This window comes from Microbacterium sp. SORGH_AS_0454 (assembly GCF_031453395.1).
In the GTDB taxonomy this organism is placed as follows: Bacteria; Actinomycetota; Actinomycetes; order Actinomycetales; family Microbacteriaceae; genus Microbacterium.
The window spans coordinates 742,094-764,487 of sequence record NZ_JAVIYS010000001.1 but is presented as its reverse complement, the minus strand read 5'-3'; the positions used below and the strand labels follow the sequence as shown (position 1 = coordinate 764,487).

General features: G+C 70.7%; 19 protein-coding genes. 10 read left to right on the top strand and 9 right to left on the bottom strand.

The annotated features are described in order from the left end of the window. Positions 1-20 precede the first annotated feature (20 nt). The 5 genes from QE454_RS03600 to QE454_RS03580 form a co-directional block, all read right to left on the bottom strand. Complete coding sequence (locus QE454_RS03600; protein ID WP_307458059.1) at positions 21-1,481, bottom strand: mannitol dehydrogenase family protein; 1,461 nt, start codon at positions 1,479-1,481, stop codon at positions 21-23. Between the two features lie 125 nt (positions 1,482-1,606). After that, the gene (locus QE454_RS03595) at positions 1,607-2,500 is read right to left on the bottom strand and encodes an ABC transporter substrate-binding protein (RefSeq protein ID WP_309668520.1); all 894 of its coding nucleotides are present in this window, start codon (positions 2,498-2,500) and stop codon (positions 1,607-1,609) included. Positions 2,501-2,656: 156 nt separating this feature from the next. Further along, entirely contained in the window at positions 2,657-3,742 is a 1,086-nt protein-coding gene (locus QE454_RS03590; RefSeq protein WP_210072861.1) for an ABC transporter permease, read from the bottom strand. Further along, on the bottom strand, positions 3,739-4,515 hold the full coding sequence (locus QE454_RS03585; protein ID WP_267788151.1) for an ATP-binding cassette domain-containing protein: 777 nt from the start codon (positions 4,513-4,515) through the stop codon (positions 3,739-3,741). The genes QE454_RS03590 and QE454_RS03585 overlap by 4 nt, the downstream gene beginning before the upstream one ends. Then, complete coding sequence (locus tag QE454_RS03580) at positions 4,512-5,201, bottom strand: nucleoside/nucleotide kinase family protein (protein WP_307458069.1); 690 nt, start codon at positions 5,199-5,201, stop codon at positions 4,512-4,514. The genes QE454_RS03585 and QE454_RS03580 overlap by 4 nt, the downstream gene beginning before the upstream one ends. Before the next feature lie 234 nt (positions 5,202-5,435). On the opposite strand from QE454_RS03580, the gene QE454_RS03575 reads away from it, so the two are divergent. Further along, on the top strand, positions 5,436-6,164 hold the full coding sequence (locus QE454_RS03575; RefSeq protein ID WP_307458072.1) for an SDR family oxidoreductase: 729 nt from the start codon (positions 5,436-5,438) through the stop codon (positions 6,162-6,164). 460 nt (positions 6,165-6,624) lie between these two features. Here the strand turns inward: QE454_RS03575 and QE454_RS03570 are convergent, their stop codons facing one another. Next, positions 6,625-7,872, bottom strand: coding sequence for a D-arabinono-1,4-lactone oxidase (locus tag QE454_RS03570; protein ID WP_307458076.1), 1,248 nt, complete (start codon positions 7,870-7,872; stop codon positions 6,625-6,627). A gap of 63 nt (positions 7,873-7,935) precedes the next feature. Next, positions 7,936-9,096 (bottom strand): ROK family transcriptional regulator, encoded by a 1,161-nt coding sequence (locus QE454_RS03565; protein ID WP_210072867.1) that lies wholly within the window; start codon positions 9,094-9,096, stop codon positions 7,936-7,938. A 376-nt stretch (positions 9,097-9,472) separates the two neighbouring features. Here QE454_RS03565 and QE454_RS03560 point away from each other — a divergent pair, with 376 nt between their 5' ends. The 9 genes from QE454_RS03560 to QE454_RS03520 all read left to right on the top strand — a co-directional run bounded on the left by QE454_RS03560 (position 9,473) and on the right by QE454_RS03520 (position 20,622). After that, complete coding sequence (locus QE454_RS03560; RefSeq protein ID WP_210072869.1) at positions 9,473-9,958, top strand: glutathione peroxidase; 486 nt, start codon at positions 9,473-9,475, stop codon at positions 9,956-9,958. Positions 9,959-9,986: 28 nt separating this feature from the next. Further along, positions 9,987-10,883 (top strand): alpha/beta fold hydrolase, encoded by an 897-nt coding sequence (locus tag QE454_RS03555; protein WP_307458080.1) that lies wholly within the window; start codon positions 9,987-9,989, stop codon positions 10,881-10,883. A gap of 101 nt (positions 10,884-10,984) precedes the next feature. Next, entirely contained in the window at positions 10,985-12,172 is a 1,188-nt protein-coding gene (xylA, locus tag QE454_RS03550) for a xylose isomerase (protein WP_210072873.1), read from the top strand. Positions 12,173-12,441: 269 nt separating this feature from the next. Continuing rightward, complete coding sequence (gene xylB, locus QE454_RS03545; protein WP_307458083.1) at positions 12,442-13,833, top strand: xylulokinase; 1,392 nt, start codon at positions 12,442-12,444, stop codon at positions 13,831-13,833. A 253-nt stretch (positions 13,834-14,086) separates the two neighbouring features. Next, positions 14,087-15,097: a LacI family DNA-binding transcriptional regulator gene (locus tag QE454_RS03540; RefSeq protein WP_307458086.1), complete on the top strand. Its 1,011-nt coding sequence runs from the start codon at positions 14,087-14,089 to the stop codon at positions 15,095-15,097. A gap of 174 nt (positions 15,098-15,271) precedes the next feature. Further along, positions 15,272-15,988, top strand: a complete 717-nt coding sequence (locus QE454_RS03535; RefSeq protein ID WP_307458091.1) for an L-ribulose-5-phosphate 4-epimerase — start codon at positions 15,272-15,274, stop codon at positions 15,986-15,988. Next, complete coding sequence (locus tag QE454_RS03530) at positions 15,985-17,556, top strand: xylulokinase (protein ID WP_307313208.1); 1,572 nt, start codon at positions 15,985-15,987, stop codon at positions 17,554-17,556. The genes QE454_RS03535 and QE454_RS03530 overlap by 4 nt, the downstream gene beginning before the upstream one ends. Before the next feature lie 23 nt (positions 17,557-17,579). Beyond that, positions 17,580-19,091, top strand: a complete 1,512-nt coding sequence (araA, locus tag QE454_RS03525) for an L-arabinose isomerase (RefSeq protein WP_307458094.1) — start codon at positions 17,580-17,582, stop codon at positions 19,089-19,091. Positions 19,092-19,539: 448 nt separating this feature from the next. Continuing rightward, positions 19,540-20,622, top strand: a complete 1,083-nt coding sequence (locus QE454_RS03520) for an SDR family oxidoreductase (RefSeq protein WP_309668519.1) — start codon at positions 19,540-19,542, stop codon at positions 20,620-20,622. Between the two features lie 36 nt (positions 20,623-20,658). On the opposite strand, the gene QE454_RS03515 is transcribed toward QE454_RS03520, so the two are convergent. Both QE454_RS03515 and QE454_RS03510 read right to left on the bottom strand, forming a co-directional pair. Next, the gene (locus QE454_RS03515; protein WP_309668518.1) at positions 20,659-21,462 is read right to left on the bottom strand and encodes a hypothetical protein; all 804 of its coding nucleotides are present in this window, start codon (positions 21,460-21,462) and stop codon (positions 20,659-20,661) included. Beyond that, positions 21,462-22,217, bottom strand: coding sequence for an HD domain-containing protein (locus QE454_RS03510; protein ID WP_309668517.1), 756 nt, complete (start codon positions 22,215-22,217; stop codon positions 21,462-21,464). The genes QE454_RS03515 and QE454_RS03510 overlap by 1 nt, the downstream gene beginning before the upstream one ends. Between the last annotated feature and the right edge of the window lie 177 nt (positions 22,218-22,394).

Genomic DNA, 22,394 nt, shown 5'->3' with positions numbered 1-22,394 from the left:
CGGCGACTCGTGCGCGGTGATCAGGCCGTCAGTGCGGCGATCGCGCCGCGGGCGCCGCGCTCGGCGAGCGATGCGCGGGCCGACAGGTAGGCCCCGCGCAGACGGGCGTCGCGACCGAGGTCACCGAACACCGGGGCGTAGTCGAGGAGCGCAGCGGGATCATCGGTGACGATCGCGCGGAGCTCGTCGAGGCGGCTGTCGACGGCGGGAGTCTCCTCGCCCGTCTCGGTGCGGCCCTCGAGGAACACGCTCCACCCCGCGAGCACGAGGGCGCAGTGATCGATGCTCCCGCCCGAGGCGAGCTGTTCGCGGACGACGGGCAGCAGGAACTTGGGCAGGCGGTCGGAGCCGTCCACGACCTGACGCGCGAGGGTGTCGCGGATCGCCTCGCTGCCGAAGCGGGCGAGGAGCTGGTCGCAATACGCGTCGAGGTCGATGCCCGGCACGGGTCGGAGCGTCGGGATCGCTTCCTCGTGCATGTACCCCCGCAGGAAGTCGACGAACAGCGGGTCGGTGCACACCTCGTGCACGTAGCGCGCCCCCGACAGGATCCCGAGATAGCTCATCGCCTGGTGCGAGGCGTTGAGCAGCCGCAGCTTCATCAGCTCGTAGGGCTCGACGTCGTCGACGAGTTGCACACCGACCTCGTCGAACGGCGGTCGGCCGGCGGGAAAGTCGTCTTCGAGCACCCACTGCTCGAACGACTCGCTTCTCACGGGCCAGCGGTCCCGGATGCCGAACTCCTCGGCGACCGCGGCGCGCGTCTCGTCGGTGGTGACCGGGGTGATGCGATCGACCATCGAGTTCGGGAATGACACGTTCTTGGAGATCCAGCGACCCAGCTCGGGGTCGAGACGCTCGGCGAAGCCGCGGAGGGCGGCACGGGCCACGTGTCCGTTGCCCTGGATGTTGTCGCACGACATCACGGTGAAGGCCGGGATGCCGGCATCCCGGCGCCGACGAAGACCCTCGGTGAGCAGTCCCATGACGCTGCGGGGAGGGACGGCGCCGTCGAGATCGGCGAGGGTCGCCTCGTCGCGCGGCGCGTACTCGCCCGTCGCATCGTCGACGCCGTACCCGCCCTCGGTGATGGTGAGCGAGACGATCGCGGTGTCGGGATCGGCGAGTTTGGCGACGACGGCCTCGGGGTCGTCGGGGACGAAGAGGTATTCGATGATCGAGCCGACCACGCGCGCGGCAGACGTGCCGTCGGGCGCGGTGGTGACGAGTGTGTAGAGGTCGTCTTGCGTCGCCAGCGCGTCGCGCATGGCCGCGTCGAACGACAGGACCCCGACTCCGCACAGACCCCACTCGGTGTGGCCGGCCTCGAGCAGTCGGTCGAGGTACATGGCCTCGTGCGCCCGGTGGAAGCCGCCCACACCGAAATGGACGATGCGCGAGCGCACGGTCGACCTGTCGTACGTCGGAACGGAGACGTTCGCCGCGAGGGAGGGGAGGGCGGCGGCGGTGAGGTCGGTCATGCGGGGCTCCGTGTGTCGAGGAGGGGCGAGCGGGTCTGGTGCGGAACCCGCCCCAGGCCGAGATGAGAAGTGTGGATGCCGGGACCCGGGCAGTCGCTCCGGGTCCCGGCATCCGGGATCAGACGTCAGCAGCTGGACTTGTAGACCGCGTCCTTGCCGTCGGTGGTGATGTTGTCTTTGGTGAGGATGGTGAAGCCGGTCTGGATCTTGGCTTCGGTGGTTTCGCCCTTGAGGGCGGCGATGGCCTGCTTGACGCCGTCTTCGCCGATGGTGGCGGGCTCTTGCGCGACGAGGGCTTGGACGGTGCCGGCTTCGAGGGCCTTGACCTGGGCGGGGCCGGCGTCGAAGCCGACGATGGTGACCTGGCCCTGCTTGCCGGCCTGCTGGACGCCGGTGGCGGAGCCCTCGGCGGCGAACAGGTTGGCGGCGAAGATGCCCACGATGTCGGGGTCCTTCTGCAGCGCCGCCGTGACGATCTCGGCCGCTGTGGAGGGCTCGTTGTGCGAGTACTGCACCCCGACCGACTCGAACTTCGAGTCCTTCTTCACCGCGTCCTCGAAGCCCTGGGCGCGCGCGTCGGTGGTGGAGACACCCGGGTCGGTGGAGACGACGAGCACCTTGCCGCCGTTGGGGTTCGCCTTCTGGATGGCCTCGAAGGCCGCGGCTCCGCCGCCCTGGTTGTCGGAGGAGATCTGCGACACGGCTCCCGAGGGGTCCTCGAGGGTGGTGTCGACGAGGACGACCTTGATGCCCGCGGCCTCGGCCGCGGCGATCGGCGCCTGCATGGCGGAGACGTCGGTGGGGGCGATGAGGAGGGCGTCGGGCTTGGAGGCGACGACGGCGTCGACGATCGGCTTCTGCAGGGTGGGGTCGAACTTCTCGGGGCCCTGGGTGGTGACGGTGGCGCCTTCTTTGGCGGCTTCGGACTGGATGCCGCACTGCATGGAGATGTAGAACTCATCTCCGGCGACGCCCTGCACGAACGCGATCTTGTAGCCATCGGCACCGGCCGGACGCACCGCCCGAAGCCGAGCCGCCTGAGCAGCCCGCGAGGGTCAGGGTCGCCGCCACACCGAAGACCGTCAGGGCGGTCGCCTTGCTGTTCCACTTCATTGTGTTCACCGTTCTTTGTTCGGGTTGGTAAGGGGTTGAGAGGGAAGGGATGCCGCAGCGGTTCAGCCGCGCCGGCCTCCGCTGAGGAACTTGCGCCAGAGGCCTTGCGAATTACCGCGGGTCGCGGCCGTCCGGCGGACCTGGTCGACGTAGACCGCCGCGATCAGCACGGCGCCCACCGCGACCTGCTGCCAGAAGGGCTGCACGCCGGTGATGACGAAGCCGTTCTGCAGCACCGCGGGAATGAACAGGCCGACGACGGTGCCCATGATCGTGCCGACGCCGCCGAAGAGCGAGGTTCCGCCGATGACGACGGCGGCGATCACGTTCAGGTTGGTCTGCGACTGACCCGCGATCGCGGTGGTCGAGAACTGTGAGAGCGACAGGATGCCGCCGAGCCCGGCCAGGGCGCCGGAGATCGTGTAGATCTTGATCAACTGCGCGTCGACCTTCACGCCGACCCGGCGGGCGGCGATCTCGCTCGAGCCCACGGCCAGCGTGTAGAGACCGAAGCGCGTGAAGTGCAGCACGACCGCGCCGATCAGAACGACGACCAGCGCGATGACGCTGATGATCGGGACGGACCCGAACACGTTGCCGTAGCCGATCGAGACGGTGAGGACCGTGGGGACGTCGCGGATGTCGACGCCGCCGGTGAGGATCTGGGCGAGACCGAGCGCCATGCCGAGCGAGCCGAGGGTCACGATGAGCGGCGGGATCTTGGCCTTGGCGATGAGGAAGCCGTTGAACAGGCCCCAGCACACGCCGCTGAGGACGGCGACGATGATTCCGACGGTCGCGACGCCCCAGCCCTCTCCGCCCATCGCCCTCATGGCGAGTGCCGAGACGACGCCGGAGAACACCAGCACCGACCCCACCGAGAGGTCGATGCCCGCGGTGATGATCACGTAGGTCATGCCCACCGCGAGCACGGCGAGGATCGAGGCGTTCTGGATGATGAGGCGGAAGTTCGACCACTGCGCGAACGAGTCGGGGGCGATGATGCTGAAGACGATGATGATCGCCAGCAGCACCAGGAGGATCTGGAACGCCTGGGTGCGCAGGGCCGCGACGACGGGGTTCGTCTTCTTGTTGTCGTCGAACGTGCCGATCGCGACGGTCTCGGTGGGGGGAGTCTTGAGGCTCACTTCTGGTCGTCCTTCGTGACGGCGCCGGTCATGAGCCCGACGAGTTCTTCCATGGAGGTGTTCTTGGCGTCGACGTTCGCGACTCGGGTGCCTAGGCGCAGCACCTGGATGCGGTCCGACACGTCAATGACGTGCGGCATCGAGTGCGAGATGAAGACGACGGCGATGCCCTTGTCGCGGACGCGCCGGATGGTCTCGAGGACGTTCTTGGTCTGGCGGACGCCGAGGGCCGCGGTCGGCTCGTCGAGGAACACCACGCGAGACGCCCAGTGCACGGCGCGGGCGATCGCGATCGCCTGACGCTGACCGCCCGACATCTCGCCGACGGGCGAGGTGAGGGAACGCACCGTGGCGCCGAGCTCGTCGAACGCCGCGCGGGAGGCCTTCGCCATGTCCTTGGTCTTCATGAAGCCCAGGGCCCCCGCTACACCGGGGCGACGGATCTCGCGGCCGAGGTACATGTTCTGCACCGGGTCGAGGTGGGGCGCGAGAGCGAGGTCTTGGTAGACCGTCTCGATCCCGAGCGACGATGCGATCTGAGGGTTCGACATGTCGATCGGCTTGCCGTCGAAGAGGATCTCGCCCTCATCGACCGCGAGGTTGCCCGAGAGGGCCTTCACCAGGGTCGATTTGCCGGCGCCGTTGTCGCCGATCAACGCGGTGACCTCACCGGGGTAGACCTCGAAGTCCACGTCGTTGAGGGCGCGGACGGATCCGAACTGACGCGACAGGCCGCGCGCCTGCAGCACGGGCACGGTCGTGGTGGTGCTCATGAGGAAGCTCCTTCGTGGGGACCGACGGGGGCATCGGAGACGGTGACGACGAGATCGGCGCGGTGGCGGCCGCGTTCGACGACGAGCGCGTTGCGCTCGTCGACCTCGCGGACCCAGGCGACGGCCTCGTCGTGGGGATGGTCGTGGGAGAGGCGGCGTGCGATGAGTCGTTCGCGGCGGGCGTGCGCCTCGATGTCGAGGAACCACACCTCGTCGAGGCGGGGAGCCACGGCATCCCACCCGAACTCGTCGTGCAGGAGGTAGTTGCCCTCGGTGATGACGAGCGGCACGTCGGCGGGCACGAGGACCGCCGAGCCGATGGACTCCTCGAGTCGGCGGTCGAAGCGCGGGGCGTACACGGCGTGACCGGCGCGGATGCGATCGAGCAGGGCGACGTAGCCGTCGACGTCGAAGGTGTCGGGCGCACCCTTGCGGTCGCGTCGGCCGAGCCGGAGGAGTTCCTCGTTGGCGAGGTGAAAGCCGTCCATGCCGACCAGGACAGCGTCGTCGCCGAGAGCGGCGAGGAGGGCGTCGCTCACGGTGGACTTGCCCGCGCCGGGCGTTCCGCACAGACCCAGCACGCGACGCTCGCCGGTGGCCACCAGCTGCCGTGCACGCTCGACGAGGTCGTCGAGGTGCGCGGCTGCGGCCGTGATCGGCGCGGCGTTCTCCGAGGTGGGGGTCACGGCGGTGTGGTCCTTCCGGGGACGCCGCACGTCGAGTGTGCTGCGTCCATGAAGCGGTTCCGGCGAGCGATCGCCGGTCGAACTCCGGTTACGCTAAGCCCACCGTGACACCGGTGTCAACACCCGTGATCAATTCGTCATGACACCGAAGTCATCCGCGTGATTCTGTGGTTATCATGGGCCGCGACGACATCGCCGTCGTCCTCGCCTCCAGGACCTTCGAAAGAGCCCTCCATGACCGAATTCACCGATCGCACCATCCTCGTCACCGGAGCCGGCGGCGGCATCGGCGGAGCGACCGTCCGCCATCTCGTCGCCGCCGGAGCGACGGTGCTCGCCGCCGGTCGCGACGCCGACAGCGTCGCCGCGATCTCCGCCGAGACCGGAGCCGAGCCCGTCGTCTTCGACCTCGAGTCGGAGGAGCAGATCCGCACCGCGATCGAGGGACGAGACCTGTACGGCGTCGTCAACTGCGGAGGCTGGGGAGGCGAGATCGCCACACCGATGGAGACCGACATCGATGTCTTCGACAAGGTCATGAGCATCAACGCGCGCGGCTCGCTGCTGGTCACCAAGTACGCCTCGCGCGAGATGATCCGCGTCGGCAAGGGGGGTGCGATCGTCAACGTCTCGAGCCAGGCGAGCCTAGTCGCCCTGACCGGCCACATCTCGTACGGGTCGTCGAAGGCGGCGCTCGACAACATCACGCGCGTCTCGGCACTCGAGCTCGGCGGCTACGGCATCCGTGTGAACAGCGTGAACCCGACGGTCGTGATGACGCCGATGTCGGCCTGGTACTGGGGGCGCCCCGACATCGAGGGCCCCTTCCTCGAGGCCATGCCGCTGCACAAGTGGGCCACCGAGGACGACATCGCCGCCCCCATCGTCTTCTTGCTCGGCGACGGTGCCGGCATGATCTCGGGCGTCTCGCTCCCCATCGACGGCGGCTACTCCAGCCGCTGATCCCGGATGCCACGCAGGCGGCGCCGCGGTGGGCGGCGTCGCCTTCGCGGTTCTGGGCGGGCGCGTCACGCATCCTGCGGGATTTGCGCAAGCTCACTCCGGATTCGGGCCTTGCGGCTGACTTTGTGCGGATTGCTGAGTGTGTGCGGGCGCCGAGTGTGGGCGTCGCGGATCCTCCGGGATTTGCGCAAACTCAGTCGGGTTTCGGGCCTTGGGGCTGATTTTGTGTGGGTTGCTGAGTGTGTGCGGGCGCCGAGTGTAGGCGTCGCGCATCCTCTGGGATTTGCGCGAGCTCACTCCGGGTTCGGGCCTTGCGGCTGACTTTGTGCGGATTGCTGAGTGTGCGCGGGCACCGAGTGCGGGCGTTGCGCATCCTCTGGGATTTGCGCAAGCTCAGTCGGGTTCGGGCCTTGGGGCTGATTTTGTGCGGATTGCTGAGCTTGCGCGGGCCCGTCCCGGGCTACAAGCCCAGGGTCCGTCGCAGGTAGTCGTTGCGGAAGACACCGCGCGGGTCGATCTCTCGCGCCACGGCGAGGAAGTCGTCCGAGCGGGGGAGGGTCGACAGGATCCGCTCGCCGGGCATCGTGAACGCCTTGCCCCAGTGCGGGCGGGCGTCGAAGGGTGCGAGCGCCTGCTCGATCGCGGGGAGCACCGCCAGGACGCCGTCGGTGTCGTTGCGCCACGTGAAGTGGATGACCATGACATTGCGCTGGTACGCCGGGCTCAGCCACAGTTCGTCGGCCGCGACCGTGCGCAGCTCGGTCACGAGCAGCTGATCGTCGAACGCCGAGGCGAGGGTTCGCACGGCTGCCAGGGCCTCGCGCGCGGAGGCGAGGGGCACGAAGTACTCGCTCTGGATCTCGTCGCCATCGCTCGGCAGGGCGTCGGCACGGAAGTGCGGAAGGCGCGTGTGCCACGGGCCGGGCGTGCCGCGCGGGGTGGTGTTGTCGACCGTGCGGATGCGGCCGAGGTGGATGTCGTCGCCGACTGCTCGGCCGCCGATCTCCTCGACCCACGACGGTGCGCCATCGTCGCTCTTCGCCCACACGAGGTCGTGCTCGGGATTGCCCCAGGTCGTGAAGACGCTCACGCTGCGCGAGCCGCCGAACACCCCCTCGATGTCTCCGACGATGTCTTCCCAGGCGACGCCGGTGTAGGCCTGCTGCGTGACCTCGTACGTGGGTTCGGTCCGCAGCTCGACGGCGGTGACGACGCCGAGGGCGCCGAGGCTGAGGGCGGCGGCGCCGAACCACTCGTGCGTGTGATCGATACGGTGCGTGCGGCCGTCGGCATCCATGATCTCGACGGCGCGGAGGGCGCTGGAGAGGTTTCCGTTGCGCACGCCCGAGCCGTGGGTACCGGTGGCGGTGGCCCCCACGATCGAGATGTGGGGGAGCGAGCCGAGGTTGTGCAGCGCCCGCCCCTCGGCCTCGATGACAGGCGCGAGTTGCGCGAAAGTGACGAGTCCCTCGACGCGCACGCGGTCGCCCACCATCTCGACCCGCGCCGGGAGGCGTTCGAGCGACACCAGGGACGCGTCGGAGTCGGCCACGTCGTTGAAGGTGTGCCGCGTGGCCTGGACGCGCAGAGTGGGGGCGGATGCCACCACCTCGGCGAGCTCGTCGACGTCGCCGGGCAGCAGCACTTCGGTCGCGCGGTAGCGGTGGTTGCCCGACCAGGTGGTGCCGGCGTCACGTCGTTGGGTCACGCCTCCATCTTGCACCGCGCCGCCGACATCGGGGCCGGTACGCCGACGTGTTCGCCGCGGCGCTCAGCGTCCCGGGAAGAGCTGCGCCTCGAACACCGCCTCGGCCGCGCCCACGAGCAGGCGGTCCTCACCCAGCTCGGCGACGGCGAGGCGCAGACCCTCGGCGCAGGCCGGGACGGTCTGGGCGCGCACGGCGGCGTCGAGGGCGTCGAGGTCGCGAGCGGCCAGGACCGCGAGGAACCCGCCCAGCACGATCACCGCCGGGTTCAACACGTTGGCGGCGTTCGCGAGCGCCGTCGCGAGGATGCGCCGCTGCCGGGCGACTTCAGCATGAGCGGCGGGGTCGGTGGTGGATGCCAGGGCGGCAGCGAGGGCCGCATCGTCACCGCCCTCGAGGCCCACGGCCGCGAGCAGGAAGGCGCGGCTGACCTCGTCTTCGAGCACGCCGTCGGGTGCGCGCCGGTCGGCCGTGTCGGCGATGCCGGGCCGGTTCTGGCCGAACTCCCCGGCGTACCCGCCCTCGCCGCCGAGCGGGACGCCGCCGACGATCACCGCGCCGCCGATGCCGCTCGCTCCGCCGTTGAGGTAGACGACGTCGTGCGCGCCACGCGCGGCCCCGAAGAGGTACTCGGCGAGGGCGCCGAGGGCCGCGTCGTTGCCGACGTGGGCGCGGAAGCCGGTGGCGTCGGCGAGCATGACGCCGATCCGCGCCTCGATCCAGCCGAGGTGGGGCGCCTCGCGGACGACGCCGTCCGACGCGCGGACCGGCCCGGGGACGGCGGCGCCCACCCCGACGATCCGGGTGTCCGCGAGCGGTCCGCGGTGCCACGCCGACAGACGATCGGCGACGAGTTCGGCGACGCGCCTCGGGGTCAGCAGGGCAGTCTGCTCGATGCGTTCCCGCACGACGACGGTGCCGTCCAGGCTGATCGCGCCGACGTCGAGCGCGTCGACCTCGGGGTTGACCGCGAGGGCGACGACACGGGGGTCCGGCGCCACGATGGGCGACGGTCGGCCGACCCGGCCCTGGGCGTCGGACGCGCGCTCGACGACGAGTCCCGCGCGCTGCAATTCGCCCACGAGGTCGGCGATGGTCGAGCGGTTGAGTCCCGTCGCCTCGGTGAGGGCGGCGCGGGAGCGGGGGCCCTCGCGATGCACCGTGCGCAGCACGAGCGCGAGGTTGGCGCGGCGCATGCCGTCGCCCCGGCTGCCCGCGATCACCATGGGACCACTGTGCCACGGGCGAACGCCGCGGCGCGGCTGCGCGCCGCTCCGGCCGAGCCTCGGCTCCGCGCTGATTCGGCAGAAACGCGATCCGCCCGCAAAAACGCGGTGTCCACGTGTTTCCGCGCGCGGATCGCGTTTATGCGCGGGGCGCTGCACGGGGCGGGGCGCGGCCTGGTGCTGGGCGCGGCCTGGGTGGGGCGCGGCCTGGGTGGGGCGCGGCCTGGTGCGGGGCACCGCCTGGCGCGGGGCGCTGCCTGGCGCGGGGCGCGGGCCCGGCGCGGGGCGCGGCCTGGTGCGGGGCGCCGCCCCGGATCGGCGCGCCGGGCGCCGGGATTTCCACCCCGGGCAAAGCGGACGGTGCCAGGATCGGAGCATGGACCTCTCCGGCATCCCGATCACGACCATCCGCGGCGAGCAGACGACCTTCGGCGCGTTGACCGACGGCAAGGCCGCCCTGGTGGTGAACGTCGCTTCGCGCTGTGGTCTCGCGGGTCAGTACGAAACCCTCGAGGCGCTGCACAAGCAGTACGGTGACCGCGGCTTCACGGTCATCGGCTTCCCCAGCAACCAGTTCCTGCAGGAGCTCAGCGACGACGACAAGATCGCCGAGTACTGCTCCGCGACGTGGGGCGTGACGTTCCCGATGTCAGAGAAGGTGAAGATCAACGGGCGCAACGCCCATCCGCTCTACAAAGAGCTGACCTCGACCCCGGATGCCGAGGGCAAGACCGGCCGCATCTCGTGGAACTTCGAGAAGTTCGTCGTCGCCCCCGACGGGCGAGTGACCCGCTTCAGCCCGCGTACGCAGCCCGACGCCCCCGAGGTCGTCGCCGCGATCGAAGACGCGCTCCCGCGCTGAGCGGGATCCGAACCGCGAAGGAGTCTCCGTGGCAGATGCCGTCGTCCTCGTCTCCGGCGGCGCCGCCGTCACGCCATACACCGACCCGGAACGCGCCGCGGCGACGGGCCTGGCCGCGGGCAACACGCTCACCGCTCTGCGCGATCACTTCGTCTCCGCCGGCGTCGCGGTCTTCACCGCTCCCGCCCGGATGGGCGTGGGGACGGTCGAGCGGGATGCCGGGTGGCAGGGCTTCGACGACGTGCCCCTCGTCCTGCCGGCCGAGGTGACGGTCAACGCGGTCGGGGCCGTCGACGACGCGGGTGTCGCGCTCGCCGCGTTCGTCCGCTGGCTCCGCGACGAGCACGGGCTCGGGAGCGTCGATCTCGTCGGCCACTCGATGGGCGGACTGTTCTCTCGGGCGGCGATCCGCGAGCTCCGAACCGACGGACCGCGCATCGATCGGCTCGTGACGCTGGGAACGCCGTGGGACGGTGCCGTCCTCGGCGACGCCGTGGCGGGAGACCTCACCCCGGCCGATGCCCACGGCGACCCCGCGACGACGGCGATCCTCGAGCAGGCGCTCGCGTACGCGGCGGCCAACTCGCAAGGGGCGGCCGAGCAGGTGTCGCGCCGTTTCCTGCGGGGGTGGAATCAGACGCAGGCGGGTGTGCTCGACGGCATCCCCGCCACCGCGATCGGCGCGGGTCACTTCGCGGCCGCGACCGAGCCCGCGCAGCTCTGGCCGCACGACGGGCTGGTCTCGCTGCGAAGCGGCCGGGCCGACGACGTCCCCCTCGAGGTGGCGCCCGTCATCGACCGGCACTCGTTCCCCGACCACGTTCACAGCATCTTCTTCGCCGACGGATTCGGGCTGCCCTGGGAGCGCGCCCTCACCTGGGATCCCGCGGTGTTCGCCGTCGTGGACTCGGCCCTGGGAATCTGAGCCGAGCGCTGGACGCCACGGCATCCGGGGTATATGTTGTGAGCACCAACAAACCCGAGGTGCGTCACCGCGTGCCCGTGCGTCCATGCGAAGGAGCAGGAATGCCCACCCCCACCCGCGATGACAAGTTCTCGTTCGGACTCTGGACCGTCGGCTACAACGGCACCGACCCCTTCGGCGGCCCCACGCGTGAGCCCCTCGACGTCGTGCATGTCGTCGAGAAGCTCGCCGAACTTGGCGCCTACGGCCTGACCTTCCACGACGATGACCTCTTCGCCTTCGGCTCCACCGACGCCGAGCGCCAGAAGCAGATCGACCGGCTCAAGGGCGCGATGAAGGACACCGGCATCATCACGCCGATGGTCACCACCAACCTCTTCTCCGCCCCCGTCTTCAAGGACGGCGGCTTCACCTCCAACGACCGCCAGGTGCGCCGCTTCGCTCTGCGCAAGGTGCTGCGCAACCTCGACCTCGCCGCCGAGCTGGGCGCCAAGACGTTCGTCATGTGGGGTGGCCGCGAGGGCGCCGAGTACGACTCGGCGAAGGACATCCGCCAGGCGCTCGAGCGCTACCGCGAGGCCGTCAACCTGCTCGGCGACTACGTCACCGACAAGGGCTACGACATCCGCTTCGCGATCGAGCCCAAGCCGAACGAGCCCCGCGGCGACATCCTGCTGCCCACGCTCGGTCACGCGATCGCCTTCATCGACTCGCTCGAGCGTCCCGAGCTGGTGGGCCTGAACCCCGAGGTCGGTCACGAGCAGATGGCGGGCCTGAACTTCGCCGCCGGCATCGCCCAGGCGCTGTATCACGGCAAGCTCTTCCACATCGACCTCAACGGCCAGCGCGGCATCAAGTACGACCAGGACCTCGTGTTCGGCCACGGCGACCTGCACAACGCCTTCGCCCTGGTCGACCTGCTCGAGAACGGCGGCCCCGGTGGCGTGCCCTCCTACGACGGCCCCCGTCACTTCGACTACAAGCCCTCGCGTACCGAGGACGAGACGGGTGTCTGGGACTCCGTCTCGGCCAACATGAACACCTACCTGCTGCTCAAGGAGCGCGCCGCGGCCTTCCGCGCGGACCCCGAGGTGCAGGAGGCGCTCGAGGCCGCCAAGGTCGCCGAACTCGCCCAGCCGACGCTCAACGAGGGCGAGACCTACGACGACTTCCTCGCCGATCGCTCGGCCTACGAGGACTTCGACACCGACGCCTACCTCGGCGGCAAGGGCTTCGGCTTCGTCCGCCTGCAGCAGCTCGCCACCGAGCACCTGCTCGGCGCGCGCTGAGCCTCTCGGGCCTGGATGCCGCGGCATCCAGGCCCGTCCCGGCTCGCCGTCGGCGCGGGCATCACGCCCGTTCCGGCGCCGCGCACCCGCGTTGAGTGTCCAGAACACCCGGACGATTTCGAAATCACTCCGGGTGTTTTGGACACTCAACGGAGGGGTTGGGGCTCGGGCAGGGCCCCGGCCCCGGCCCGGCGCGTTACGGGCTGCGGCCCAGAGACAAAACCACACGAGCCGCGCCGACGAAGGCGTGGCGGACAGAAGGGCAGAGCATGGCGCTCGTCATGGGAGTCGACTCGTCGACGCAGTCGTGCAAGGTCGTCGTCGTCGACGCCGAGACCGGGAAGCTCGTGCGCGAGGGGCGCGCCTCGCACCCCGCCGGGACCTCGGTCGACCCCGAGGCCTGGTGGAGGGCGCTCCAGGATGCCATCGCCCAGGCCGGCGGTCTCGACGACGTCGCGGCCGTGTCGATCGCGGGTCAGCAGCACGGCATGGTCGTCCTGGATGCGGAGGGCGCGGTGATCCGCGACGCGCTGCTGTGGAACGACACCCGGTCTGCGCAGGCCGCTCGCGACCTCATCGACGAGGTGGGCGCGGAGGCGTTCGCCGAGCGCACGGGAGCCGTGCCGGTCGCCTCGTTCACCGGCACCAAACTGCGCTGGTTGCGCGACGCCGAGCCCGACAACGCCGCGCGCGTCGCCGCCGTCGCGCTCCCGCATGACTGGTTGACCTGGCGTCTGCGCGGCTTCGGCCCGGGGAACGCCGTTCTCGAGGAGCTGGTCACCGACCGCTCCGATGCGTCGGGCACCGCCTACTGGGGCGCCGACGGCTACGACCTCGACCTCTTCCGTCGCGCTCTCGGCCACGATGCGCTGCTGCCGCGCGTGTTGGGGCCCTGGGACAGCGCCGGCACGTTGACGGGTGGCGCACTGGTCGGTCCCGGTGCGGGCGACAACGCCGGCGCCGCTCTGGGATTGGGGGCGGGTCCGGGCGATGTCGTGGTGTCGCTGGGGACGTCGGGCACGGTGTTCGCCGTCGCCGAGGCCCCCACGCGTGACACGACGGGCGCCGTCGCCGGTTTCGCAGATGCGACCGGCCGTTTCCTGCCGCTCGTCGCGACGCTGAACGCGGCGCGCGTGCTCGACGCGATCGCGGGTCTCCTCGGCGTGACCCACGAGGAGCTCGGCGCCCTCGCTCTGCAGGCCGAGCCGGGCGCCGGCGGTGTCGTGCTCGTTCCCTGGTTCGAAGGGGAACGCACGCCCAATCTCCCGAACGCCAAAGCCTCCCTGAACGGGCTGACCCTGGCATCCACGAACCGACCGAACCTGGCTCGCGCCGCGATCGAGGGCATGCTCAGCGGGCTGGCGGCCGGACTCGAGGCGATCCAGGCGCAGGGCGTCGAGGTGCGGCGGATCCTGCTCGTCGGCGGGGCGGCAGCCAATGCGGGTGTCGCGCGGATCGCCGCCGAGGTGTTCGACGCCGACATCGTCGTGCCGGCCGCGGGGGAGTATGTCGCCCTCGGCGCGGCGAGACAGGCCGCGGGCGTTCTCGCGGGTGGTCCGATCGAATGGACGGTCGCGACGACACGCGCGGTCGAATCAAACCACCGCGAGCTGATCCGCCGCAACTACGAGTCAATCGCCGCCCTTCGTGCGCGAGAGTAGACGCGGGCCCGTCGGCGTCTTGTAAGGGGGGCGTCGGCGGGTTCGCCCCGTCTACGGGAGCGGTCTCATCGAGGGTGGCGTGGACGTTCTCGATCGCCTGTCGGAGTCGTCCTGCTTCTACCGTCGCGCCATGACCCGCCTTCGTCTGCCTGCGCCCGCGATGGCGGATGCCGGTGCGCGGTGGCATCGCGCCATCGCACAGCGAGCGGCGCCGGTGAGCCGAGGGGGGTGCGCGCCGCTACTGTGAGGGACCATGAGCGGCGAGGTCGGGGGCAAGCGCATCGGCGTGCGCGAGGTCGCGGCCGCCGCGGGGGTCTCGACGCAGACCGTCTCGCGTGTGCTCAACGGCTACGCCGGCATCCGTGACAGCACGCGCGAGCGCGTTCTCGCCGCGGTGGCCGACCTCGATTACCGCGTGAACAATGCCGCGCGAGCGCTCGGCACGAGTCTGACGCGCACGGTGGGGGTCGTGGCATCCGATGCCGTCCTGCACGGGCCCTCGGCGGGCATCGCCGCTCTCGAACGGGCGGCGCGGGCGCGCGGGCGGTGGATCTCGACCGCGTACACCGACTCCGACGACCCCGCCGACATCGACGCCGCGGTGCGGCACCTGCTCGCCCAGGGAGTCGACGGGGTCGTGCTGGTCGCAGCGCACGGGGTGACTCCTCTCGAGGGGTACGACGTGCCGATCGTGCCGCTGTACGGCGCCTCGGGCACCCGCCAACGCGATGCGGCTGCCCTCGTCGTGGATCATCTCGCCGACCTCGGACATCGCTCGATCGTCGAGCTCGCCGGGCCCTCCGACTGGCGCGAAGCCCTCGCCCGCACCGCGGGGGTCGCCGACGCCGTGACCCGTCGGGGGCTGTCGCTCGTCGGCCGTGTCGAGGGGGATTGGAGCGCGGCCTCGGGCTCGGCGCTTGCGGCTGAGGTCGCCGCGCGGGTCGCCGCGGGGGCCACGGCTGTGGCGGTCGCCAACGACCAGATGGCGTTGGGGCTCGTCGCCGGTCTCGCTGCGCGAGGGGTGCGCGTTCCCATGGACGTCTCGATGACCGGGTTCGACGACAACCCGGATGCCGCTTTCTACACGCCCGCGCTCACCACGGTGCGCCTCGACGTCGAGGGCGAGGCCGAGTACGCGGTGGCCGCTGTGCTCGGGCATGCGGCGGAGCTCCCGGCGGAGCCGGAGTTGGTGGTGCGGGATTCCACGGCCCCTGCGGGTGGTCTCCGCTCGCGACACGGGTCGGTGACCGAGCGAAACTCCTGAGTTTCGGGGTCGAGGCTGCGGGGAAGCCTCGAAATCGTCGGGTGGGGCGGGCGGGCTCGTCGATCGCTCAGGAGTTCGGCTCATGAAGCTCTCGCGCCGCGGCGATGTTACCGGTAACATTGCGACGCGAGGGCGCCGCGCCCCGCCACCCGAACCACCGTCGAAGGAGACCGCGTGTCCGACGCCGCCCCGTTCACGCCCGAGGTGCAGCAGGCGATCGACGCCGTGCGCGCCGACGTCGCCAAGCTGCACGCCGAGCTCGTGCGCTACAACCTCATCGTCTGGACCGGCGGCAACGTCTCGGGTCGCGTGCCCGGTGCCGACCTCTTCGTGATCAAGCCGTCCGGCGTCTCGTACGACGACCTCGCTCCCGAGAACATGATCCTCTGCGACCTCGACGGCAACGCCAGCCCCGGCACCCCCGGTTCCGAGCGCAGCCCCTCGAGCGACACCGCGGCCCACGCCTACGTGTACCGCCACATGCCCGAGGTCGGCGGCGTCGTGCACACGCACTCGACCTACGGCGTCGCGTGGGCGGCCCGCGGCGAAGAGATCCCCTGCGTCATCACGGCGATGGCCGACGAGTTCGGCGGTCCCATCCCGGTCGGCCCCTTCGCGATCATCGGCGACGACTCGATCGGTCGCGGCATCGTCGAGACCCTGCGCGGCCACCGCTCGCGCGGCGTCATCATGCAGAACCACGGCCCCTTCACGATCGGCACGAACGCGAAGGATGCCGTGAAGGCCGCCGTCATGCTCGAAGACGTCGCCCGTACCGTGCACATCGCGCGCGAGGCGGGCCCGCTCATCCCGATCCCGCAGGACAAGATCGACGCCCTCTACAACCGCTACCAGAACGTCTACGGACAGAGCACGGACGACCGCCGATGAACGCGCACATCACTGACGGCCGGGCCAGCCTCGGCATCGAGCTCGGCTCCACCCGCATCAAGGCGTGCCTGATCGGCCCCGATGCCGAGGTGCTGGCGACCGGATCCCACGAGTGGGAGAACGTCTACGCCGACAAGCTCTGGACCTACTCGCTGGATGCCGTGTGGTCGGGCCTGCAGGCCGCGTACGCCGCACTGGTCGCCGACGTGCAGCAGCGCTTCGGCGTCACTCCCGAGCGCTACGCCGCGATGGGTGTGTCGGCGATGATGCACGGCTACCTCGCGTTCGACGCCGAGGGCGAGCTGCTCGCCCCCTTCCGCACGTGGCGCAACACCAACACCGGTGTCGCGGCCGCCGAGCTCACCGAGCTACTGGGCGTGAACATCCCGCTGCGGTGGTCGATCGCGCACCTGCACCAGGCCGTCGTCGATGCCGAGCCCCACGTGCCCGAGATCCGCTTCCTCACCACCCTCGCCGGCTACGTGCACGGGAAGCTCACCGGCGAGAAGGTGCTGGGCGTGGGGGATGCCTCGGGCATGTTCCCCATCGACTCCGCGACCCGCGACTACGACGCCGAGCTCGTCGCCCGCTACGACGCGCTCGCCGCCGGGCGGATCCCCGCCCTCGAAGCCCTGCTGCCGAAGGTGCTCGTCGCGGGTACGGCCGCGGGCGCCCTCACGCCGGAGGGAGCCCAGCTCCTCGACCCGACCGGAACCCTGCGTCCCGGCATCCCGTTCGCTCCTCCCGAGGGCGACGCGGGCACCGGCATGGTCGCAACCTGCGCCGTCGCTCCCCGCACGGGCAACGTCAGTGCCGGCACGAGCATCTTCGCGATGGTCGTGCTCGAACGCCCGTTGAGCCGGGTGCACCACGAGCTCGACCTCGTCACGACGCCGTCGGGCGATGCGGTCGCCATGGTCCACTGCAACAACGGCGCGAGCGAGCTCGCCGCCTGGGCGGACATGTTCACCGCGTTCGCCGCCGCGGCCGGCACCCCGGTGACGCCGGATGCCACGTACACGGCGCTCTTCGAGGCGGCGCTGAACGGCGAGGCCGACGCCGGCGGGCTCCTCGCCTACAACCACCTCGCCGGAGAGCCCATCGCGGGCCTCGACGAGGGGCGCCCGCTCGTGGTGCGCACGCCCGACAGCCGCCTGACCTTGCCGAACTTCATGCGCGCGCAGCTGTACGGCGTCTTCGGCACGCTCGCGCTCGGCATGGACGTGCTCCACGGCGAAGGCGTGCAGCTCGACAAGATGTACGCGCACGGCGGCATGTTCCGCACCGCGGGAGTGGCCCAGCGCTTCCTCGCGGCGGCTCTCGACGCACCCGTCGCCGTCGCCGAGACGGCCTCCGAGGGCGGCGCGTGGGGCATGGCCGTGCTCGCGGCCTATGTCGCCGACGAGTCGGGTCGCGACCTCGACACGTGGCTGCGCGAGACGGTGTTCGCCACCGCCCCGATCGTCACCGCCGAGCCCGAACCCGCCGATGTCGCCGGCTTCTCGTCCTACCTCGACCGCTATCGCGCCGGGCTCGCCGTCGAGGCCGCCGCCGTGGCATCCCTTTGAAGACCCCTCACGAAGGAAAAGACATGACCCGCACTCCCCTCAAGAACGACCTCGGCGGCTACGAGGTCTGGTTCGTCACCGGCAGCCAGAACCTCTACGGCGAAGAGACGCTGAAGCAGGTCGCCGAGCAGTCGCAGGCCGTCGTCGAGGGCCTGAACGGCCTGCCCGTGAAGGTCGTCTGGAAGCCCGTGCTGAAGGACTCCGACAGCATCCGACGCATGGCGCTGGAGATCAACGGCCGCGACGACGTCATCGGCGTGATCGCCTGGATGCACACCTTCAGCCCCGCGAAGATGTGGATCTCGGGGCTCGACGCCCTCCAGAAGCCGCTGCTGCACCTGCACACGCAGGCCAACGTCGAGCTGCCGTGGAACGACATCGACTTCGATTTCATGAACCTCAACCAGGCCGCCCACGGCGACCGCGAGTTCGGGTACATCCAGACGCGTCTGGGAGTCGCGCGCAAGACCGTCGTCGGTCACGTCTCCAACCCGGCCGTGCGCCAGCAGATCGAGGACTGGGAGCGCGCCGCCGCCGGCTGGACCGCCGCCCGCACCCTCAAGCTCGCGCGCTTCGGCGACAACATGCGCTTCGTCGCCGTCACCGAGGGCGACAAGACCGAGGCCGAGCTGCGTTTCGGCGTGCAGGTCAACACGTGGGGCGTCAATGAGCTCGTCGAGGCCGTCGAGGCGGCGTCGGATGCCGATGTCGACGCGCTCGTGCAGGAGTACGTCGACAGCTACGACGTCGTCGACGAGCTCCTCCCCGGGGGCGCGCGCCACCAGTCGCTGCGCGACGGTGCGGCGATCGAGCTGGGCCTGCGCTCGTTCCTCGAGGAAGGTGGCTTCGGCGCTTTCACCACCTCGTTCGAAGACCTCGGCGCGCTCAAGCAACTGCCGGGTCTCGCGGTGCAGCGCCTCATGGCCGAGGGGTACGGTTTCGGCGCCGAGGGCGACTGGAAGACGGCGATCCTCGTGCGCGTCGCGAACGTGATGGGCGCGGGCCTTCCCGGCGGTGCCTCGCTCATGGAGGACTACACCTACGACCTCGTCCCCGGGCAGGAGCGCATCCTCGGCGCGCACATGCTCGAGGTCTCGCCCTCGCTGACGTCGAAGAAGCCTCGCCTCGAGATCCACGAGCTCGGCATCGGCGGCAAGGACGACCCGGTGCGCCTGGTCTTCACCGCCGACGCGGGTCCCGCGCTCGTCGTCGCGATGAGCGACATGCGCGACCGCTTCCGCCTGGTGGCCAACGTCGTCGAGAACGTCGACGCGCCCGACCTGCCGAAGCTGCCCGTGGGCCGCGCGGTCTGGAAGCCCGCCCCCGACTTCGCGACCTCGGCCGGCTGCTGGCTCGCCGCCGGTGCCGCTCACCACACCGTCATGACGACGGCCGTGGGCATCGAGGTGTTCCGCGACTTCGCCGAGATCGCGAAGACCGAGCTCGTCGTGATCGACGACGACACCACGGTCCGCGGCTTCCAGAGCGAGCTGCGCTGGAACCAGGCGTACTACCGCCTGGCCCAGGGCCTCTGATCCCCGCCGCCCCGGGAGCGCGAGCCCCGGGGCGGTGCGGCACGTGCCCGTTCCGTTCGCTCGGAACGCGCCCCGCTCGCCGAGGTGCCCCTTACCGCCTCGGCGAGCGGACCGTGCCCCGGATCCCTGGTGGCGGTGGGCTGCCCGGGATCCGGGGCACATCTCGTTCGCGGGGTGCGCGCTCCGCGCGTGAGCGCCCCGTCCCGGTCTCGGTGGGGTCGTGTCCCGGATCGTGCGGCCTTCAGGGTGCTCGAGCCGCCTTTTTCGGGACATGGATGCCGTGGCATCCGGGGTCGCGGCGTAAGCCGACCGAGCGGGGCGACGCCGTCGGCGCGTAGGACGCCGGCGCCGCGCGGTGGGCGGCCGAAGCGGCACGGATCTGGGGAGCGACGAGCAGGCGAGGAATACCCGCCGAGCAACCACGGTTGCCCCTCGTTCACCTCGACCGATGGGAACCCTCGTTTTGACTGACTCCTCACATGCCCTCGTGGTGGGCGCGACCGGTATCGCCGGCGGCGCCCTGCTGGATCGACTGATCGACGATGGCTGGGAGGTGACGGCGCTGTCGCGACGGGCCGGGGCGGCGCGACCGGGAGTGACCTGGCGGTCGGCGGATCTGCGCTCGCTCGAGGCGCTGACGTCGGCGCTGCGGGGTGTCCCTCTCACGCACGTCTTCTTCACCGCGTGGTCGCGGCAGGACACCGAGGCCGAGAACATCGCCGTCAACGGCGGAATGGTGCGCGATCTGCTCGCGGCGCTCGCCGACGCGCCGGTGCGTCACGTCGCGCTGATGACTGGACTGAAGCACTACCTCGGGCCCTTCGCGGCCTACGGCCAGGGCGAAATGCCCGACACGCCGTTCCACGAGGACGAGCCGCGGCTCGACGTCGACAACTTCTACTACGCGCAAGAGGATGAGCTGTTTGCCGCAGCACAGCGCCAGGGCTTCACCTGGTCGGTGCACCGCTCGCACACCGTGCTCGGGCACGCGGTCGGCAACGCGATGAACATGGGCCTCACGATCGCCGTGGCCGCGGCGATCAGCCGTCACACGGGTCGCCCGCTCGTCTTCCCCGGCAGCGAGACGCAGTGGAACGGCCTCACCGATGTGACCGATGCCGATCTGTTGGCGAATCAGATGGTGTGGGCGGCGACTCATCCCGAGGGTGCCGACGAGGCGTTCAACACGGCCAACGGCGACGTGTTCCGCTGGCGCTGGATGTGGCCGCGCATCGCCGCAGACCTCGGCGTGGAGGCCGAGGGCTTCGACACCTCCCCCCGACCGTTCGCGCAGCAGATGGCCGACGCGGCACCGGTGTGGGCCGAGATCGTCGCGCAGCACGGTCTCGTCGAGCCCGACCTGGAGCGCGTCGCATCGTGGTGGCACACGGATGCCGATCTCGGACGCGACATCGAGGTGATGACCGACATGTCGAAGAGCCGCCTGGCGGGCTTCACCGAGCATCACCGCACGCGCGACTCGTTCACGCGCTTGTTCGAGCGGTATCGTGCGGCCCGCCTGATCCCCTGAGGTCGCAGACGCCCTGGCATCCGCCGGCGCTCGGCCCTACAGTCGCTGCCCCAGCGCCCACAGGCGGTCGGCACGCCCCGAGATCGCCTCCGACAGCGCGAAGGCCTGAGAGTCGGTGAGCGATGCCACGTAGTCGACGATCCCGCGGGAGCGCGCGAGGCGTTCGGCGTCGGCATCCGAAGGGCGACGTTCCGCGGGCAGGGTCGCGTACTGCTCGCGGGCCAGGGCGATGAGTTCGCGCAGACGCCGCGGGGTGCGCGCGCGATCGAGGTCGTCGTCGAGCCATTCGCCCAGCGCCCGCACCGAGCGGGCGAGGATGCGACTCATCCCGCGCTGCTGGATCGCCAGGTCGGGGCGGCTCAGCACGAAGCGCTTGTGCACGAACTTCAGCACCTCGACGTGGTGCCAGGCCCACGGCGAGAGCACGACGGGCCCGGCCCGCGGGGTGTCGAGGGGGCGCAGACGCGCCGACTCCTGGAACCGGCGGATCCACCGATCGGTGAAGGCCGCGAGCCGGCGCTCGGCCGTCAGAGAGCCGTCGAAGGGGCGGGCGAGCAGGTCGGTGACCATCTCGGCATCCACGTCGCTGACGGCGGCGAGGAAGGCCTCGTCGTCGGCGATCCACGGGTCGTCGCGGCGCATCTTCCGACGCAGGCGCTCGAGACCGGCCCCGGGCATGAGCTCGGCGCGCACCTCGGTGTCGTCGCGGTCGCGCCACTCGAGCACGTCGTCGAGCCAGCCGCGGAACTCCGCCGCGATGGGCGCGTGGTCGAGGATCCCCGCTCGGTAGAAGTCGTCGACGTCGTGCACCGAGTACGCGATGTCGTCGGCGAGATCCATCACGGCGCCCTCGATGCTCTGGCGCAGCAGGGCTCGGCATCGACCCCGTGCCGGGCCTCGACGAGGTCCTCGAGGTCGAGGTCGTACGCCGAGTACTTGTGCACCCGGTACGCGCCGTCGGGAGAGCGACGGATGCCGCGGGGCGGGCCGATCCGCTCGACGTCGGCCGCGTCGACCGACGGCGCCCACGGGTACTTCGCCGAGGCGGTACGCACGGCCGCGGTGAGGTTGAGTCCGCGGGGGGCGTTCTCGACGACGTCGAGAGCGGTCAGGATGCGGTAGGTCTGCGCGTTGCCCTCGAAGCCGTCGGGCAGGCCCAGTTCCTCGCGCGCGAGGCGGTCGAGGGTGGTCTCGCCGAGGTGGCCGAAGGGCGGGTGCCCGAGGTCGTGGGCGTAGGCCGCGGCCTCGACGACCGTGGCGTTGCAGACGTCGCCCTCGCCGGCCTGCCGCGAGCGCGTGTTGAGCTGCAGGGCGACGACGCGTGCGATCGCGCTGACCTTGAGCGTGTGGGTCAGTCGATTGTGCACGGGTGCCCCGCCGATCGACGGCGACACGACCTGCGTGACGGCCGACAGGCGAGAGAAGTACGGCGAGAACTGAATGCGCTCCAGATCGATCGACCACGGGTCGGCGCGAGCGTCGTCGTGGTCGGGATGCACGCGGGATGCCGGGTTGCCGACGACGGCGCCTTGGTCGACGTTAACGTGCTCCGGGCGCGCGGCGAATGCCGGGGGAGTGGTCTCGTTGTGGAGCAAAGCGGTCCTCTCGCGGCGTCGACGACGTGGATCCACGCTAACGCGCCGTCTCGGCCGTGTCGTTCCCCGTTGACGGCGGTGGTTCTGGCGGCGAGGGCTCTCCTGCGTGGGGCGAGAGAGACGGTCGCCGCTCCCGCGGCACCCCGTCGGTCTCTTGCGGGGTGGCCTTCAGCTCGG

Excerpts from the sequence above, each read along its gene's own strand:
- QE454_RS03540 (WP_307458086.1), top strand. The coding sequence starts at position 14,087 with ATGAGCGGCGAGGTCGGGGGCAAGCGCATCGGCGTGCGCGAGGTCGCG.
- xylA (WP_210072873.1), top strand. The coding sequence starts at position 10,985 with ATGCCCACCCCCACCCGCGATGACAAGTTCTCGTTCGGACTCTGGACC.
- QE454_RS03520 (WP_309668519.1), top strand. The coding sequence starts at position 19,540 with ATGGGAACCCTCGTTTTGACTGACTCCTCACATGCCCTCGTGGTGGGC.
- QE454_RS03600 (WP_307458059.1), bottom strand. The coding sequence starts at position 1,481 with ATGACCGACCTCACCGCCGCCGCCCTCCCCTCCCTCGCGGCGAACGTC.
- QE454_RS03585 (WP_267788151.1), bottom strand. The coding sequence starts at position 4,515 with ATGAGCACCACCACGACCGTGCCCGTGCTGCAGGCGCGCGGCCTGTCG.
- xylB (WP_307458083.1), top strand. The coding sequence starts at position 12,442 with ATGGCGCTCGTCATGGGAGTCGACTCGTCGACGCAGTCGTGCAAGGTC.
- QE454_RS03575 (WP_307458072.1), top strand. The coding sequence starts at position 5,436 with ATGACCGAATTCACCGATCGCACCATCCTCGTCACCGGAGCCGGCGGC.
- QE454_RS03530 (WP_307313208.1), top strand. The coding sequence starts at position 15,985 with ATGAACGCGCACATCACTGACGGCCGGGCCAGCCTCGGCATCGAGCTC.
- QE454_RS03565 (WP_210072867.1), bottom strand. The coding sequence starts at position 9,096 with ATGGTGATCGCGGGCAGCCGGGGCGACGGCATGCGCCGCGCCAACCTC.
- araA (WP_307458094.1), top strand. The coding sequence starts at position 17,580 with ATGACCCGCACTCCCCTCAAGAACGACCTCGGCGGCTACGAGGTCTGG.
- QE454_RS03515 (WP_309668518.1), bottom strand. The coding sequence starts at position 21,462 with ATGGATCTCGCCGACGACATCGCGTACTCGGTGCACGACGTCGACGAC.
- QE454_RS03560 (WP_210072869.1), top strand. The coding sequence starts at position 9,473 with ATGGACCTCTCCGGCATCCCGATCACGACCATCCGCGGCGAGCAGACG.